The organism is Lyngbya sp. CCY1209 (genome assembly GCF_035615495.1).
Taxonomy (GTDB): domain Bacteria; phylum Cyanobacteriota; class Cyanobacteriia; order Cyanobacteriales; family Microcoleaceae; genus Limnospira.
On record NZ_JAJENU010000689.1, the window covers coordinates 13,686 to 30,042 of the forward strand.

14 protein-coding genes are annotated in these 16,357 nt (G+C 56.4%); 11 read left to right on the top strand and 3 right to left on the bottom strand.

All coding sequences use genetic code 11. From position 1 onward, the window contains the following. The first annotated feature begins 125 nt into the window (after nt 1–125). The 3 genes from gcvP to LKE08_RS28540 all read left to right on the top strand — a co-directional run bounded on the left by gcvP (nt 126) and on the right by LKE08_RS28540 (nt 6,291). On the top strand, nt 126–3,071 hold the full coding sequence (gene gcvP / locus LKE08_RS28530) for an aminomethyl-transferring glycine dehydrogenase (protein ID WP_324707689.1): 2,946 nt from the start codon (nt 126–128) through the stop codon (nt 3,069–3,071). Nucleotides 3,072–3,810: 739 nt separating this feature from the next. Beyond that, nucleotides 3,811–4,983, top strand: a complete 1,173-nt coding sequence (locus tag LKE08_RS28535) for a WecB/TagA/CpsF family glycosyltransferase (RefSeq protein WP_324707690.1) — start codon at nt 3,811–3,813, stop codon at nt 4,981–4,983. A gap of 123 nt (nt 4,984–5,106) precedes the next feature. Beyond that, a complete protein-coding gene (locus LKE08_RS28540; protein ID WP_324707691.1) occupies nt 5,107–6,291 on the top strand; it encodes a serine hydrolase in 1,185 nt (394 codons plus the stop codon). A 212-nt stretch (nt 6,292–6,503) separates the two neighbouring features. On the opposite strand, the gene LKE08_RS28545 is transcribed toward LKE08_RS28540, so the two are convergent. After that, nucleotides 6,504–6,626 carry a photosystem II protein Y gene (locus tag LKE08_RS28545; RefSeq protein ID WP_375341476.1) on the bottom strand — a complete coding sequence of 41 codons (123 nt, stop codon included), beginning with the start codon at nt 6,624–6,626 and terminating at the stop codon, nt 6,504–6,506. A gap of 141 nt (nt 6,627–6,767) precedes the next feature. Continuing rightward, on the bottom strand, nt 6,768–7,325 hold the full coding sequence (locus LKE08_RS28550) for a gamma carbonic anhydrase family protein (protein ID WP_324707692.1): 558 nt from the start codon (nt 7,323–7,325) through the stop codon (nt 6,768–6,770). 115 nt (nt 7,326–7,440) lie between these two features. On the opposite strand from LKE08_RS28550, the gene LKE08_RS28555 reads away from it, so the two are divergent. From LKE08_RS28555 to LKE08_RS28570, 4 genes are all read left to right on the top strand, one after another. After that, the gene (locus LKE08_RS28555; protein WP_375341477.1) at nt 7,441–7,947 is read left to right on the top strand and encodes a TIGR02652 family protein; all 507 of its coding nucleotides are present in this window, start codon (nt 7,441–7,443) and stop codon (nt 7,945–7,947) included. Between the two features lie 43 nt (nt 7,948–7,990). Beyond that, nucleotides 7,991–8,395 (top strand): VOC family protein, encoded by a 405-nt coding sequence (locus LKE08_RS28560; RefSeq protein ID WP_324707693.1) that lies wholly within the window; start codon nt 7,991–7,993, stop codon nt 8,393–8,395. A 256-nt stretch (nt 8,396–8,651) separates the two neighbouring features. Next, nucleotides 8,652–9,029 carry a hypothetical protein gene (locus LKE08_RS28565; RefSeq protein WP_324707694.1) on the top strand — a complete coding sequence of 126 codons (378 nt, stop codon included), beginning with the start codon at nt 8,652–8,654 and terminating at the stop codon, nt 9,027–9,029. Nucleotides 9,030–9,142: 113 nt separating this feature from the next. Further along, nucleotides 9,143–10,267: a geranylgeranyl reductase family protein gene (locus tag LKE08_RS28570; RefSeq protein ID WP_324707695.1), complete on the top strand. Its 1,125-nt coding sequence runs from the start codon at nt 9,143–9,145 to the stop codon at nt 10,265–10,267. Between the two features lie 136 nt (nt 10,268–10,403). Here the strand turns inward: LKE08_RS28570 and asnS are convergent, their stop codons facing one another. Further along, entirely contained in the window at nt 10,404–11,795 is a 1,392-nt protein-coding gene (gene asnS / locus LKE08_RS28575) for an asparagine--tRNA ligase (protein WP_324707696.1), read from the bottom strand. A 178-nt stretch (nt 11,796–11,973) separates the two neighbouring features. On the opposite strand from asnS, the gene LKE08_RS28580 reads away from it, so the two are divergent. The 4 genes from LKE08_RS28580 to LKE08_RS28595 all read left to right on the top strand — a co-directional run bounded on the left by LKE08_RS28580 (nt 11,974) and on the right by LKE08_RS28595 (nt 16,087). Continuing rightward, nucleotides 11,974–12,282: a BMC domain-containing protein gene (locus tag LKE08_RS28580; RefSeq protein WP_324707697.1), complete on the top strand. Its 309-nt coding sequence runs from the start codon at nt 11,974–11,976 to the stop codon at nt 12,280–12,282. Nucleotides 12,283–12,400: 118 nt separating this feature from the next. Continuing rightward, on the top strand, nt 12,401–12,757 hold the full coding sequence (locus LKE08_RS28585; RefSeq protein WP_324707698.1) for a carbon dioxide-concentrating mechanism protein CcmK: 357 nt from the start codon (nt 12,401–12,403) through the stop codon (nt 12,755–12,757). A gap of 170 nt (nt 12,758–12,927) precedes the next feature. Next, complete coding sequence (locus LKE08_RS28590) at nt 12,928–13,392, top strand: tellurite resistance TerB family protein (RefSeq protein WP_324707699.1); 465 nt, start codon at nt 12,928–12,930, stop codon at nt 13,390–13,392. 37 nt (nt 13,393–13,429) lie between these two features. Continuing rightward, entirely contained in the window at nt 13,430–16,087 is a 2,658-nt protein-coding gene (locus LKE08_RS28595; RefSeq protein ID WP_324707700.1) for a zinc-dependent metalloprotease, read from the top strand. The last annotated feature ends 270 nt before the right edge of the window (nt 16,088–16,357 follow it).

The following is a 16,357-nucleotide window of genomic DNA, read 5'->3' on the forward strand; positions in this document are numbered from 1 at the left end:
GCTGTATCTAACAATACAAAATTGTCATTAATTCCAACTCGGGATGGCGTACAGCCTCGGTAGATGGGCGCTGCCGTATCCAAATCAATCTCTCTTATCCACCTTGTCGAATCAGTCGGAGTTTCATGCTGGATTTTAATTCCCCCGCTCAAACCCAATCCCCCACCTTCCCATCCAACGGAAGCCACCCCCATTCGCCATCAAGCGATCGCCCGGAGGCAACCCCCGCCGACAGCTTCGTTAGCCGGCACGTCGGCCCCAACGCCGCAGAAATTCAACAAATGCTCGAAACCGTCGGATATTCCAGCCTCGACGAATTGATCGACAAAACCGTTCCTGGAGACATCCGCCTCGATCGCCCCCTCGACCTGCCCCCCGCCCTCGGCGAAACCGCAGCTTTAGAAAAATTGCGGGAAATCGCCTCCAAAAACCAGATTTACCGATCCTTCCTGGGAATGGGCTACTCCGACTGCATCACCCCCCCCGTCATCGGGCGCAACATCCTCGAAAATCCCGGTTGGTACACCGCCTATACCCCCTACCAAGCCGAAATCGCCCAGGGACGCCTGGAAGCCCTCCTCAACTTCCAAACCCTCGTGATTGACCTGACGGGGCTCGAAATTGCCAACGCCTCCCTCTTAGACGAAGGCACCGCCGCCGCCGAAGCCATGAGTCTGAGTTGCGGCGTCAGCAAAGCCAAAGCCAACGCCTTCTTCGTCTCCCGGGACTGCCACCCCCAAACCCTCGACGTCCTGCAAACCCGCGCCCAACCCCTCGGCATCGACATCATCATCGGGGATTTCCGCGAGTTCGACTTCTCCACCCCCATTTTCGGCGCCCTGCTGCAATACCCCGCCACCGACGGCGCGATTTACGACTATCGGGAATTCATCGAAACCGCCCACAATCATCAAGCGATCATCACAATGGCGGCAGACATCCTCGCCCTCACCCTGCTGACGCCCCCCGGCGAACTCGGGGCAGATATTGCGATCGGCAGCACCCAACGCTTCGGCGTCCCCCTCGGCTTCGGCGGGCCCCACGCCGCCTATTTCGCCACCAAAGAAGCCTACAAACGTCAGGTTCCGGGCCGGATGGTGGGCATCTCCAAGGACCGCCAGGGCAACCCGGCCCTGAGACTCGCCCTGCAAACCCGGGAACAGCACATCCGCCGGGACAAAGCTACCAGCAACATCTGCACCGCCCAAGTCTTGTTAGCAGTAATTGCCAGCACCTACGCGGTTTACCACGGTTCCGAGGGACTGAAAAAAATCGCCGAAACCGTCCACCGGATGACGGGAATTTTGGCGGCGGGGTTGCAGCGGTTGGGTTACGCGATCGCCTCCGAAGCCTTTTTTGATACCCTGCGAGTGGAATTGGGAGACATCCCCCAGGCCGAGATTTTGAATCGGGCGATCGCCAAACAGATTAACCTGCGGATAATCGGAGAAGATGCGATCGGCATCAGCCTCGACGAAACCACCACCCTTCAAGATATCCGCGATCTGCTGGAAATTTTCGCCCTCGGCGAAACCCTCTCCTTTGAAATTGAGGATTTGTCCGCAGAATCAGCCATCCCCAAAAACCTGACCCGCACCTCCGAGTACCTCACCCACCCCGTCTTCAACACCCACCACTCGGAAACCGAACTGCTGCGGTATCTCAAACGTTTGGAAAATCGGGACCTGTCCCTAACCACCTCCATGATTCCCCTCGGGTCCTGCACCATGAAGCTGAACGCCACGGCGGAAATGCTGCCAGTGACCTGGCCGGAGTTCGGCAAAATCCACCCCTTTGCCCCCCAGACGCAAACCCACGGCTACCAGATTCTCTTTGAACAACTCGAAGCGTGGCTGGCGGAAATTACCGGATTTGCGGGCATTTCCCTGCAACCCAACGCCGGGTCCCAAGGAGAATATGCGGGATTATTGGCGATTCGCGGCTACCATGAAAGCCGGGGCGAGGCACACCGCAAAATTTGCCTGATTCCCGAGTCCGCCCACGGGACAAACCCCGCCAGTGCCGTGATGTGCGGGATGAAAGTGGTGGCAGTGAAGTGCGATAAAGATGGGAATATCGACATCGGGGACTTGAAAGCGAAGGCCGAGAAACACGGGGAGAACCTGGGGGCGCTGATGGTGACGTACCCCTCCACCCACGGGGTGTTTGAAACCGGCATTCGGGACATTTGCGCGATCGTCCACGACAATGGCGGCCAGGTCTATATGGACGGGGCGAATATGAACGCCCAGGTCGGGTTGTGCCGTCCGGGAGATTTCGGGGCGGATGTGTGCCATCTGAATTTGCACAAAACCTTCTGCATCCCCCACGGCGGCGGCGGGCCGGGGATGGGTCCCATCGGTGTCATGTCCCACCTGCTGCCGTTTTTACCGGGTCACGCGGTGGTTGAGATGCCGGGGGAACATCGGGTCGGGGCGGTGTCGGCGGCACCCTGGGGCAGCGCCAGCATTTTGGTGATTTCCTGGATGTATATTGCCATGATGGGGGCGGCGGGGTTGACCCACGCGACGAAGGTGGCGATTTTGAATGCCAATTACATGGCGCGACGGCTGGATGCGTCCTATCCGATTTTATATAAAGGTCAGAACGGCACGATCGCCCACGAGTGCATTCTGGATTTGCGATCACTCAAAAAGTCCGCCAATATCGACGTGGACGATATCGCCAAACGCCTGATGGATTACGGGTTCCACGCCCCGACAATTTCCTGGCCTGTGGCGGGGACGATGATGGTGGAACCGACGGAGAGCGAGTCCAAGGACGAGTTAGACCGGTTCTGCGAAGCCATGACCGCCATCCGGGCCGAGATCGCCGCGATCGCATCCGGGGACATGGACGGGGAAAATAACCCCCTCAAACAGGCCCCCCACACGGCGGAATCCTTGATTGTCGGGGAATGGAACCGCCCCTATTCTCGGGAAATCGGCGCCTACCCCGCCCCCTGGACTCGGGAGTACAAATATTGGCCGCCGGTGGGCCGGGTGGATAATGCGTTCGGCGATCGCAATTTCGTCTGTTCCTGCGCCCCGATGGAGGCCTATCAGGACTAAATTGAACGGCATCGCCCATTATCGTAATGAGCGATCGTGTGGTTACAGATTCGGGAAAAGGCAGTCGGGAGTCGGTATTCGGAAGTCGGAGCGAGGGTTTTTACAATTAAGGTCTGTGACGACTCCAGCGCTCACTGCTATAAAAAACGGGGTTGGTCGATGGGGCCGACCCCGTTTTTGTCCCCTTGAACGAGGGAAAGCACAAGGCGGAAGAAGGCTAAAGTTGGAGCGGGTGAAACAGCCGATCAAAAACCGTTTGATTTGTAAAGCATGACAAATGGGCCGGCGCGGACAATCCGGGATCGATCCGTTTCTTCCACACCCCCATCGCCACCCCCGCCGCCCCCGCCGGGAAAGAATGAGATCCCTCCATGGGAGGCGATCGGTGGCGGACGGGATGCCGGGACATTTACACAATCTTCATATTAAAATCCGGATCTTTTACAGAATTGACTGGATTTTTATCGGGTCTTACCGTTATGATGGACTTGCTTGCGTATCAGACATCCATTCAATTTGACAATTGACAAGGGTAAAATTGACAGACCATTTGAAAACCGATACCGACTATCGATAACTGCGGGATTTGTCAATCTCACCCGGTCAAAATTCTGGATTGGAGTCTCATACAAATCCGTTCCGAAGACCAGTCCTTCGCAAATTTTGAGATCGAGAGTTCCACGGGGATGGGATCGGTCTCAAATCGGTGTCCAGACCAACTGAAGTGGGTATCCTTGCTATGAAAGAAGTTCAACTATTTAATATATCAATCGATAACATCACAACCGAAGAATTACTCAAAAATCTCGGTCAGAAAGGCGGCGTCGTCTTCACTCCCAACGTCGATCACCTGATGCGCCTGCAAAAAGATCGGGAATTTTACGATCTCTACCATCAATCGGACTACCGAATCTGCGACAGCAAAATTGTTTACTACGCCTCCCGGCTGCTGAACCAGCCCATCAAGGAGAAGATTTCGGGTTCGGATCTGTTTCCGGCGTTTTATCAGTATTATCGCAATTGCGAAGGGGTCAAGATCTTCTTGCTCGGGGCCGCCGAGGGAGTCGCCGTCCGCGCCCAAGCCAACATCAACGAAACGGTGGGCCGGGAAATCGTCGTTGACTGCTATTCTCCCCCCTACGGCTTTGAAAAAGACGAGCTCGAATGTCAGCGGATCGTCGATCGCATCAACGAATCCGGGGCGACGGTTCTGGCGGTCGGGGTGGGTGCTCCCAAACAAGAAAAGTGGATCATGTGCCACAAGCACAAGCTGACGAATATCAAAGTCTTTTTGGCGATCGGTGCCACCATCGACTTTGAAGCGGGCGAAAAGCCCCGCTCTCCCCAGTGGATGAGCGAGATGGGGTTGGAGTGGCTGCACCGGCTCACCTCCGAACCTCAGCGCCTCTGGAAGCGCTACCTGATCGAAGATATGCCCTTTTTGTGGCTGTTGATGCAGCAGAAATTCAACCGCTACCGATCGCCCTTCGCCTCCGAGTCAGACGTGGTGATCCCCGACTGGCAGATGCCCCTGTTGGGACAGACCCTCCAAGAAGCCGGTTTGCTGACCCCCGCCCAGGTCCAACAAGTCCTCCGAGCCCAAGCCCGACAGCGCCACCTGCGCTTCGGAGAAATCCTCTCCGATTGGGGGTGGCTGTCCCAGGAAACCGTCGATTTCTTCGCCGACGAGTTGCCCCTGATCCGCACCCAACCCGAAAAGCAGCCCTTGGGTCAATATCTCAAAGCCGCCCGGCTGTTGGATGACGAACAAATTCACCTGATCTTGACCGAACAGCAGCGAGAGCGCCGGCGGTTCGGCGAACTCGCCGTCCAGAAAGGCTGGCTCAAACAACAGACCGTCGATTCCATCCTATGGTATCTCGCCCACTCGAATTCCATGAAGATCGCGTAGCGGTTTGATGGGGCATCCGATCAAACGACCGATTTCAAACCGGGGACATCCCCGGTTTTTTGTCGGTCGATCGCGTATGATAATCCAGATCGAACCGTTTCAAACCGTCTCAACATCTAGGATATGGTGTATCTCCCCCAACGTCGCCGTCCCGGCCGACAGCGTTCCCTCAAGGCCCATTGGAACGACTTGCCCCGCCTGAGATCCGATCGCCTTTTGTTACTGATCGGTTTGGGAATCGCCCTCAGTTGGAGCGCGATCTCGATTCTCAAATGGCTGCTGCCCTCCGATCCCCCGGCCGCATCGGAGACCGTTTCCGAAGTGTCCCGAGAAGAATTGGCGACCACCTACAACGTCAAATCCCCCCCCGATTGGCAGGCAAACCCCGACCTGCAGGCGATCGTGGATGAAACCGTCGCCCTGGCCGAAGACGCGGGACTCCCCACGGAGGCCCTCTCCATCACCTTGGTGGACGTCGGCGACCCGGCCACCCATTACCAAGCCGGATACAACCCTCAAATCATGCGCTTTCCCGCCAGCGTCTCCAAACTCTTTTGGCTGGCGGCCTTTTTCCAGCGCGTCCGGGCCGGTTCGATTCCCGACGAGTCCCCGTTTTACCAAGACCTCAACTACATGATCCGCATTTCCGACAACGACTCGGCCGGCCGCATCCTGGACGCGATCACCCAAACCACCTCGGGAGAAGCTTTGGAGGGGACGGAGTTGGAGACGTGGATCGACAAGCGCAGCCAGATCGATACATTATTCCGCAACGCCAACTATAAAAATATTATTCTGAGTACGAAGAATTATCCCATCACCGATGGGGGAGAAGCCCCCGCCGGCCGCGACCTACAACTGAAACAAAACCGGGCTTTGGCCAGCGGAAACCGGGTCAGCACCGACCAGGCGGCGCGGCTGATGTACGAAATTTATACGAAACAGGCGGTTTCCCCCGTCGCCAGCACCAAGATGGCCCACCTGCTGACCCGCGATCTGAATCCGTCCGCCTGGGACGAGGGCGATCGCGATTTTGTCAAAGGGTTTTTGGGGGAATCCCTCCCCACGGACATTTACTTCGCCTCCAAGGTCGGCTACACGTCGCGATCGCGCCAAGAGGTCATCTTCGTCCGCACCCTCGACGACCGCGCCATCTACATCCTGGCCGTTTTCGGCACCGATGCGGCCTACGCCCAAAATGAGGAGATCTTCCCCCGGATGTCCCGCCACATCTTCGATCGCCTGAACGGAACCCCCCAAAAACTCAAACCCAAAGAAGTCAGCGTCTTCAAGTCCAAAGACAATTGATCTCGACGATTGTAGAAAGGAAATCGGGAACTTTTCACTTTTCACTTTTCACTTTTCACTTTCCCCGCACCCCACATCTTGATGAAAACCGACGCTCCCCCGGTGGGAACCGTCGGTTCTGATGCGATCGCTCCGATGGGAGCTGATGTCTCAAGTCGCCGAAATCCTTCGTCGGCAAAGGATTCGGACTCTTTCAGGGTCCGGCAGGCCGATTAGCTCTTATTCATGAAACCCTGGGCTTGGCGGAGGGCCGCGGCACCGATGTTAAAGAGCGCCCAGCCGCCGGCCAGGAGTACGGGCAACAAAACCACGACTACCCGAAGATCCAAATCCATCTGCTCTCCTCCTAATTTTAAAGAAATTTTCATATTCCTATTTTTATCGCATTTAGCACGTTTTTTGCAATCACTCAATCCTCCCACGAGAAGGATTGAAAAAATTCGATGTCCGCCCGAGACCCGACCCGACCCTTTTCCTCAGTGCGATCGCTCGAAACCTGTCTCCGTGCCCGTCCCGGCGTGGACTCGCGCCAATTTCTCGTAGCGTTCGGCGTGCTCGATGAGTCCGGCCACTTCTGCCTCGGACACCTCCCGGATGCGTTGGGCGGGAATCCCCACCACCAGCGATCGCGGCGGGACGTCTTTCGTGACCACGGAACCGGCCCCCACGATGCTGCCGGCGCCCACCCGCACGCCGTCCATGATAATCGCCCCGATGCCGATCAAACTCCCCGGTTCGACGTGGGCCGCGTGGATGACGGCCCGGTGGCCGACGGTGACATCCCGATCCAAGACCGTGACTTGTCCCGGATCGCCGTGTAAAATGGCCCCGTCCTGGATATTGGTGCGATCGCCGATGACGATCTTTTCCACGTCCCCTCGCAATACCGCCGCGTACCAAATACTCGCCCCCTCGCCGACTTCCACATCGCCGACCACCACCGCCCCGGGGGCGACGAAGGCCGCTTTGGACAGGTCCGGCGACGGCCAGCGGCCGATGGCGGGGGAAATGGGAAACTGGGGGGATTGATTCATAACTCAAGGGCGATCGCGGACGTATCGGACGAAACGACAAAAATTTTGATCCGTGTGGATGGAAGACCCACCGTTATAATAGACTTTACGTCGGTTTGGTGCAAAAGCATTCATCATGAATTCTGCCTTGCAGTACCCTATTTTTGGCTCGGAGATTAGCTGTCCCCACTGCCGCCAGAAAATTCCCGCATTGACTCTCACGGATACCTATCTGTGTCCTCGGCATGGTGCCTTTGAAGCCGATCCGAAAACGGGGGAATTGATCCACCTCCAGTCCGGGCGCCACTGGCGACAGTGGAATGAGGAGTGGTACCGGCAGCATACCCACCCCGACGGTATCCGGTTTGAAATCCACGAGGCTCTCGATCGCCTCTACACCCAAGGATACCGGGCGACCCGCGTCATCATCGCCCAGCGCTACCGGGACTTGATCGGTTCCTACCTCGAACGCAGCACCCCCTGGCGATCGCAGCCCGAGTCCAACCAGCCCCGCCTGTACGGCCTGCCGGTGGAATTTAGCCCCGACCCCGAGGAGGAACCCTGCTGGGAGGTGATCAATTTCGACCTGGAAAAGGAACAGGGGGTTCCCGTCCGCTATCCGTATTTCCGCTTATTTGAGTAGGAACCGCACCTGAAAATCGACCGCCACCATTGGGGAAACGCTGATGCACCACGCTTCTATCCGCACCGCCGACATCCACCGCGCCATCGCCTTTTACGAACAGTTGGGGTTTGAAGTGCGCGATCGCTTCACCACCGGCTACACCCTCGCCTGCTGGATGGAGGGACTCGGCGGCCGCATCGAACTGATCCAAATTCCCGAACCTAAACCCGCCCCCGATGCCTTCGGCGACGAGCATTATGTCGGCTACTACCATCTCTCCTTTGACTTGACGGACGCCACCCCCGACCTCCCCAGTTGGATCGACTCCCTCCGCCATCGCGTCGATTCCCTCAACGTCCTCCTCGAACCCACCCAACAGGCGATCGGCGAAAAGGTCTACGAAGTCGCTTTTGTCGCCGACGCGGATGGCCTGCCCCTGGAATTGATCCGCCTGTTGAAGGGTTGACGGGAAACGGTAACTTGCGATAAAATTCAATTATTATCGTTTAAAATGGGGATGGGTTAAAAAATAAAATTTTTGTCAATATTTCCATTGTATAAAGAATCATACCATAGTCAAGTCAAAATAGATAGAGTTGTCATCAAAATGATCCGGGCAATTTTCGCAAAAGGTATAAATAATAATTATCGTCAGCCGATAATTTGAGCGTTTCTTGCCCCCAGAAAAGCGTCCGATCAATCAAATGGAGAAGCCAAGCGACATGACAGAGAATCAAACCGAAACCACCCAACAGCCGGCCCCCCAGGGAATGGGAATCCGGGAGAGAGTGTTCAAACTCCTGGGCAGTTGGAAGCTCAGATTCGGAGCCGTCGGCGTCCTGATCATTATCGTGGGCGTGATCGCCTTTTTCTGGGCGCACATGGTCGCCGGGTTGGGAATGCGGGTGTGGTCCAACAGCTCCGGCGCCACCCCCATCGAGTGCATGATGCGGGATACCAACGGTGACGAGTACGTGAGTTGTAGCGCCATTCTCAACGGTCAGGTGGTGCCCCTCGAATGCGGGGCGAGTATTTTCAATATCGGTTGCCGGATCAATTACGGGGCGGCGGCGCCGGGAATTCGCAATCGAGATCTGTAAATTGGCGGCGATCGAGCCGGAATTTCAGATGTGGGGAACGGGAGTCTAAACTGCTGATACGTTCCCTTTTTTTATGTTATAAAACGTAGAAAAATTTCGGGAGCGATCGCACCATGTTTGATTGTATCATTGTCGGCACGGGACCAGCCGGGGCGACGGCGGCTTACCATCTGGCCAAAAAAGGGCATTCAATTTTGGCGATCGACAAAGCCATTCTCCCCCGCTATAAACCCTGCGGTGGGGGCGTTTCTCCGGTCGTCCAGGATGGGTTCGATTTCGACTTGTCCCCGGCCATTTCTCTGAAAACGAATACCGTCTGTTTGACCTGGAAGAAAGACGACCCGGTCGCCATCGAGCTCAAAAACTATCCGATTTGGATGGTCAGGCGAGAAGTGTTTGACTATTTCATTCTCAATCAAGCCGTGGGACAAGGGGCCGCCGTTCGAGATCATACCGAAGTCACTTCCATCGAATTTAAAAGCGATCGCTGGTTCGTCAATACGACGAAAGGACAGTATTGCGGCCGTTACTTGATCGCCGCCGACGGCGCCAAAGGATCGATGGCAAAATGGTTGGGATTCCCAAAGCAGAAAAAAGTGGTTGCGGGCGCTTTAGAGTTAGAAATTCCCCGGGGGAATCGAGGGGACAATCAAACTTACTTTGAATTCGGCTTAGTCAATAAAGGATATGCCTGGAATTTTCCCAAAGCCGACGGTTTCTCAGTCGGTGCGGCGGCATTTTGGAAAGAACGCAAGGCACAAAATTTCAAGCAAATCTTGATAGATTACGCCCAGATGTTCGACCTGAATTTAGACGGGGCGACGGAATGCGGACATCCGATCGCGCTGTGGGACGGAAGCCAAAAATTGCACGCCCAAAATGCCCTGCTGGCGGGGGAAGCGGCCTGCGTGGTCGATCCGTTTACGGCGGAGGGGATTCGCCCGTCTATTTTCAGCGGTTTGAAAGCGGCCGCAGCGATTCACGATGCGATCGCCGGAAATATGAATGCCTTGGAACGGTACACGGAAATCATGGTCGAAGAGTGGGGAAAAGAGATGCTTTGGGCGCAGAAATTGGCTCAAATATTTTACCGCTTCCCCCAGTTAAGTTATCAAGTCGGAGTCAAACATCAGGCGGCGGCGGCGACAATGAGCCGCATCTTTGCCGGGGAGTTGAGTTATTCAGATGTCGCCAATAAAGGGATCGATTTGATCCGAAAATCGGTGTTGAAGGTTTGAGGAGAAAAGGGAATCGGGAATCGGGAATCGGGAATCGGGAATCGGGAATCGGGAATCGGGAATCGGGAATCGGGAATCGGGAAGGGGAAGGGGAAGGGGAAGAGGGCGAATGCCATTCGCCCCTACTTTTCATGGGTTAAAAATCAATGGTTTGCGGTGCGCGGGGGAAGGGGATCACGTCGCGGATATTGCCCATTCCGGTCATGAATTGTACCACCCGCTCGAAACCGAGGCCGAATCCGGCGTGGGGGACGGTTCCGTACCGTCGCAAATCCAGATACCACCACAACTCCTCAGCATCGATACCCGAGGCTTTGATGCGATTTTCCAGGACATCCAAGCGTTCTTCCCGCTGGGAACCGCCGATAATTTCCCCGACTTTCGGCGCCAGGACATCCATCGCCCGGACGGTTTTTCCGTCGTCATTTTGGCGCATATAAAACGCCTTGATCTCGGCGGGGTAGTCGGTGACGATGACGGGTTTTTTGAACAATTCCTCAGCCAGGTAGCGCTCGTGCTCAGACTGGAGATCCAGGCCCCAACTGACGGGATATTCAAATTTACGATCGCTTTTTTCCAATTGCGCGATCGCCTCAGTGTAGGTGATGCGCTCGAATTCGTTGTTGATGATATTGTCCGCCGTCTCCAGAACCGAATTGTCGATGCGCTTGTTGAAAAATTCCATATCCTCCGCGCAATTTTCCAACACGGATTTAAAAATATGTTTCAAAAACGCCTCGGCCAGATCCATATTGCCGTCGAGATCGCAAAACGCCATCTCCGGTTCGATCATCCAGAACTCGGCCAGGTGGCGGGAGGTGTTGGAATTTTCCGCCCGAAACGTCGGTCCAAAGGTGTAGACACTCCCGAAGGCCAGAGCCATAATTTCCGCCTCCAACTGGCCGCTGACGGTAAGAAACGCCCGCTTCCCGAAGAAATCCTGGCTGAAATCCACCGCTTTCGCCTCATTGAGGGGTAAGGCATTGAGATCCAAACTCGTCACCGAGAACAGTTCCCCGGCCCCCTCGCAGTCGCTGGCGGTGATGATGGGGGTGTGGACCCACAGAAAACCCCGTTCCTGGAAAAACTGGTGGACCGCCGCCGCGCAGGCGTTGCGGACCCGAAAAACCGCCCCGTAGGTATTGGTGCGCGATCGCAAATGGGCGATGGTCCGTAGAAACTCGAAGGAGTGCCGCTTCTTCTGCAAAACGTAGGATTGGGGGTCCGCTTCCCCGTAAACCCGGACAGTTGTCGCCTTCAGTTCGATCCGCTGGCCCTTGGCGGGGGACTCCACCACCTCCCCCGTCACCTCCACCGAGGCGCCCGTGTTCAGTTGCCGCAAAATAGTATCGGAGTCGGCGAGATCGGCATTGATCACCACCTGGAGATTCGCCATACCGGACCCGTCATTGACCTCCGCGAAGGCGAACTCCTTCAATTCCCGCTTCGTCCTCACCCAACCGCGAACCGTCACCGCTTCCCCCGGCTGACCCGTTCTCAACAATTCCGCGATGCGTCGTATCTCCATGTTCTTTCGATCCTTACCCATTCATGTCTTCTTTTCATGTTGCCACGACTCGATCGCCAACCCGGTATCAATCCAAATTTCAGCCATTCCTAAAGTTTTCTGAACGAAGCGTCCCAATCGAAGCGGGTTTCGGCGTAGAATTAGCTTGAGCCATATCTAACGATCGAGGAGACCTTCCATGCCAGAGGCGGTGGGTGTAATTGAAACATTGGGATTTCCGGGGGTACTAGCGGCGGCCGATGCGATGGTGAAAGCCGCACGAGTGACCCTGGTGTATTACGGTCTGGCCGAACGGGGAGAGTTCATGGTCGCCATTCGGGGAGGGACTTCCGAAGTCAGACCGGCGATGGAAGCGGGTGTCGCCGCGGCGGAAAAGACGTTCGGGTGTACGATTATCACGCACTACACCATCCCCAACCCGCCGCCGAATATCGTCGATGTCCTCCCCATCCATCACACGCCGGAGAGCGAACCCTTCCGAGTTTAGGGGGTCGCCCGGGGTTCGGCCGGATTTCACGGCAAATGTTATCGGTCAATAGGGGTCGCAACATTCGCTCAAATCGAGTCGCGGCGACAAATTATTTCATTTATCCAGGAGAGATTAGATGTCACAACAAGCAGTGGGCGCACTGGAAACCAAGGGATTTCCGGGAATTTTGGCGGCGGCCGATGCGATGGTCAAAGCGGGTCGCGTCACCCTGGTGGGCTACATCCGGGCCGGGAGCGCCCGGTTTACGGTCATGATCCGCGGCGACGTCTCGGAAGTGAAAACGGCGATGGATGCCGGAATTGCGGCGGTGGAGCACGTTTACGGTGCGGCTCTGGAAACCTGGGTGATCATTCCCCGCCCCCACGAGAACGTGGTGGCCGTGCTGCCTATCGATTTCAACGAGAATGTGGAAGAGTACCGTCAGGCGGCCGAGGGCCTGACGCTTCCGAGAGGAAACGGTTCCAACCGATAACCGGGCGACTCCCCCCTCCGAAAGGTCGGGGAGGGGGAGCGCCCGTCAAAACTTGAGTTGAGGAGTTAACCTCCAGAGCGATCGCGGATCGGAAGCCGTCGCCGGCCCGTTTGGGTTAGGATGGAATCGGCTCGACAGGTCTTCGAGAAGGTCAAGGGGGAGAGTTTGCCATGAGCATACTGAATAAAATCTTTAAGGGAGCCGACGAGGGCCGAATTTCGCTGTCCACTCCGGAGGCGTTCGCGGCGATCGCGGTGAGTGCCATTTCCGCCGACGGTTATATGCGCGACGAAGAGCGCGATCGCATCGTGGTTTTGCTCTCGGAACTGCCCCTGTTTCAGGGGTATTCCCAACAGCGGCTGACCAATTTGTTGGAAAAACTGTTTGAATTGTTGTCGGTCAAAGGGACCTATTCCCTATTGGCGATCGCTCGAGAATTTCTGCCGGCAGAACTGCAGGAACCCGCGTTCGTCGTCGTCAGCGACCTGCTGTTGGTGGATGGTGTCCTCTCGGCGAAAGAGCGGGAATTTTTGACCCATCTGTGGCAGATGCTCGACGTCCCCGCCGACCGGGCGTCGCAGATTTTCGAGCAGAAAGTGGAAGAATATAATTTGAGAACGCCACAGAAGAAATAATCTCCCGACAAATGTTTGAATAATAGGGGGGATGGGAATGAAAAAGATTGGGTTATTGATGGGGATTTTTGCCCTCTCATTTTTGACGGTGACAGTCGCGTTGCCCCGGGCGATCGCCCAAGTTTCGCCGCCCCCCTTTCGGGCGGAAATGCAACTCGCCCAGGAACCGGCTCCAGCGGCGACATTTGCAGATCTCGTAGAGGGAATGGAACGATGGTCGGGGCTGTTTACCCTCTATCAAAATTCCCAGACCGGGTCAGTTTATCTGGAAATTCGGCCGGAACAATTTGAGGAACCTTTCCTCTGTTTTATCACCCTAGATGCCGGGTTGGAAACGGTGGGAACTTTCGGCGGCCTGGATCTCGGAGATTTCCTGTTTCAACTGCGTCCCCGTTCCAACTCGGTCGAATTTGTCATTCCCAACATCAATTTTCGCGCCGCCCCCGACGATCCCCAGTGGCGATCGCTCGCTCGTTCGGCGGGGGAGTCGATCCTTTACACCTTGCCCATCCTCGCCGTCCACCCGGACCGCCAGAGCGTTTTGGTGGACCTGGGAACGGTTTTGACCGGCGATCGCGAACTTTCGGGACTCTCAGACCGACTGATCGCCGCCCTGCAAAATAACTACAGCCTCGACGCCCAAAAGTCCTACATTTCCAGCGTGGAAGCCTTCCCGAACAACGTTGAGATCGAGTCGGTTTTGGGATTTTCCGGGGGCGGAAATTTGCCGTTTTGGGACTCCCCCGCCCTCCCCGACTCCCGGTCTTTCAATCTGCGAATTCGCTATAGTTTTCTCGCCGTTCCCGACCCGAACGGCTACCGCCCCCGCATCGCCGACGAGCGGATCGGCTACTTCACCACCACTTACCAAGATGTCTCCGACCCGAACCGGGGCAGGCGATCGTCCGTCGTCCGCCACATCAACCGCTGGAATTTGCAGAAACGAGATCCCGCTGCCCCCCTTTCTCCCCCCGTGGAACCGATCGTCTTTTGGATCGAAAATACCGTCCCCTCGGAATACCGGGACGCCATTCGGGAGGGGGTGTTGATGTGGAACGAAGCCTTCGAGGCGGCGGGCTTTTCCGACGCCATCGAAGTGCGACAGATGCCCGACGATGCCCCCTGGGACCCGGCGGATGTCCGCTACAATACCATCCGCTGGTCGATGTCTTTCGATGCGAGATTTAGCGGTTACGGCCCCTCCCACGTCAATCCTCTGACCGGGGAAATTTTGGACGCCGATATGGTGATCGAGAGTCGGGCGATCGCCGATCTGGGCAGTGGAAAAGCTGTTTTGGCTGACCTCAACACCGATGTCTGCGAGGTGGGACTCTCGGCGAACCGCCGGGAACTCGACGAACACCGATGTTTCGCGGCGGGCTCCGAGCGACAACTGGCCGTCGGCGCGATCGCCCTGTCCACTTTAGATCCGAAAACCCACACCGACTCGGTAGAAGAGTACATCCACCAGTTTCTCCGCCTCCTCGTCGCCCACGAAATCGGCCACGCCCTGGGACTGCGACACAATTTCCACGGCAGCACGATGCTGGCGCCGGAGGAGTTGAACGATAAAAATATTACCCGGACGCGGGGGATGGTGGCCTCGGTGATGGATTACGTCCCCGTCAACCTCGCCCCCCGAGGTCAACCCCAGGGCGACTATTTTCCGGCGATCGTCGGCCCCTACGACCGCTGGGCGATTGAGTACGGGTACAAGCCGATTTCGGCGGGTACCCCCTACGGCGAATCTCGGGAATTGCAGGAGATCGCGCGGCGGGGGACGGCGCCGGAATTGGCCTTCGCCACGGATGAGGATCTGTGGGGGGTGTACCTCGACCCGGCGGCGAACGCCTTCGATCTGAGCAATGATATGTTGCAATATTCCCGATCGCAGTTGGACAACGCCCGGGCGATGTGGGAGCGGTTGGAAACCCGCTCTTTCGGATGGGGTGGGGAGTCGGACCAACTGCGGCAGGTTTTCGAGACGATTTTCGGCTACTATTTCAGCCAAGTTGACAACGCGACGGTCTACGTCGGGGGGCAATCTTTCGATCGCCAACGGGTCGGCAGTCGGGGCGGAACACTGCCCCTGGAACCGATTCCAGCAAGCGAACAAAGACGGGCGCTGCGGTTGTTGGAAGAGTATGTTTTTGCCGAAGATGCGTTCAATTTTTCTCCGGATTTAATTAACCGCCTGGTGCCCTCCCGGTGGTCGGATTGGGGAAATCCCGATCGCTACGCCTCCCTCGACTATCCCATCGGCGATCGCATTTTGTGGCTGCAAACTTACGTCCTTCGGGAATTGCTGGCGCCCACCCGCTTGAGTCGCCTGCGGGACTTGGAGTTGAAAACCGCGCCGGGAAATACCCTCACCCTGCCGGAATTATTTGAAATGCTCAATAACAGCATTTGGACGGAAATTTGGCGGGATGATGGAGTTGCGATCGGCGGTTTTCGCCGTCCCCTGCAACAAGTTTACCTCGATATTCTCGCCGATATGGTATTGGAAAATACCGACGTCCCCGAAGATGCGAAAACCTTGGCTTGGTTCCAGTTAAAGCAACTCGGGGAGGCGATTAGTCATCGCTTGGACAAAGGGGGCGATCGCATGGATGCCTACACCCTCGCCCACTTGGAAAAGAGCCGCGATCGCATTTTCAAAACCTTGGATGCCCGGTTGCAGGTGAATGATTGAGGGTGTATTGTCCGGCCCCCAAACCCCCAATGCTGGGGGCTGTGACATTATGTCCGCTCAAGCTGCTATAGGGTATATAGCGCTGTGCGAGGCGAGTCGTTACACACCAGACGGCGGGCCATCCCCCGGCTGCCCGGGTCGAGTTTCGGAAGTTTTTATTAAGGCTTTTTTTTCGATCTGAAATACAAGGTATAGCGCTGCTAGAGGGCAATAGGCAATAGGCAACAGGCAATAGGAAACTGAAATGACCTTTACATCGATGTTTCAAGG

What these genes read in the sequence shown, in the direction of transcription:
- gcvP (WP_324707689.1), top strand. Translation starts at nt 126, where the DNA reads ATGCTGGATTTTAATTCCCCCGCTCAAACCCAATCCCCCACCTTCCCA.
- LKE08_RS28535 (WP_324707690.1), top strand. Translation starts at nt 3,811, where the DNA reads ATGAAAGAAGTTCAACTATTTAATATATCAATCGATAACATCACAACC.
- LKE08_RS28540 (WP_324707691.1), top strand. Translation starts at nt 5,107, where the DNA reads ATGGTGTATCTCCCCCAACGTCGCCGTCCCGGCCGACAGCGTTCCCTC.
- LKE08_RS28545 (WP_375341476.1), bottom strand. Translation starts at nt 6,626, where the DNA reads ATGGATTTGGATCTTCGGGTAGTCGTGGTTTTGTTGCCCGTACTCCTG.
- LKE08_RS28550 (WP_324707692.1), bottom strand. Translation starts at nt 7,325, where the DNA reads ATGAATCAATCCCCCCAGTTTCCCATTTCCCCCGCCATCGGCCGCTGG.
- LKE08_RS28555 (WP_375341477.1), top strand. Translation starts at nt 7,441, where the DNA reads ATGAATTCTGCCTTGCAGTACCCTATTTTTGGCTCGGAGATTAGCTGT.
- LKE08_RS28560 (WP_324707693.1), top strand. Translation starts at nt 7,991, where the DNA reads ATGCACCACGCTTCTATCCGCACCGCCGACATCCACCGCGCCATCGCC.
- LKE08_RS28565 (WP_324707694.1), top strand. Translation starts at nt 8,652, where the DNA reads ATGACAGAGAATCAAACCGAAACCACCCAACAGCCGGCCCCCCAGGGA.
- LKE08_RS28570 (WP_324707695.1), top strand. Translation starts at nt 9,143, where the DNA reads ATGTTTGATTGTATCATTGTCGGCACGGGACCAGCCGGGGCGACGGCG.
- asnS (WP_324707696.1), bottom strand. Translation starts at nt 11,795, where the DNA reads ATGGAGATACGACGCATCGCGGAATTGTTGAGAACGGGTCAGCCGGGG.
- LKE08_RS28580 (WP_324707697.1), top strand. Translation starts at nt 11,974, where the DNA reads ATGCCAGAGGCGGTGGGTGTAATTGAAACATTGGGATTTCCGGGGGTA.
- LKE08_RS28585 (WP_324707698.1), top strand. Translation starts at nt 12,401, where the DNA reads ATGTCACAACAAGCAGTGGGCGCACTGGAAACCAAGGGATTTCCGGGA.
- LKE08_RS28590 (WP_324707699.1), top strand. Translation starts at nt 12,928, where the DNA reads ATGAGCATACTGAATAAAATCTTTAAGGGAGCCGACGAGGGCCGAATT.
- LKE08_RS28595 (WP_324707700.1), top strand. Translation starts at nt 13,430, where the DNA reads ATGAAAAAGATTGGGTTATTGATGGGGATTTTTGCCCTCTCATTTTTG.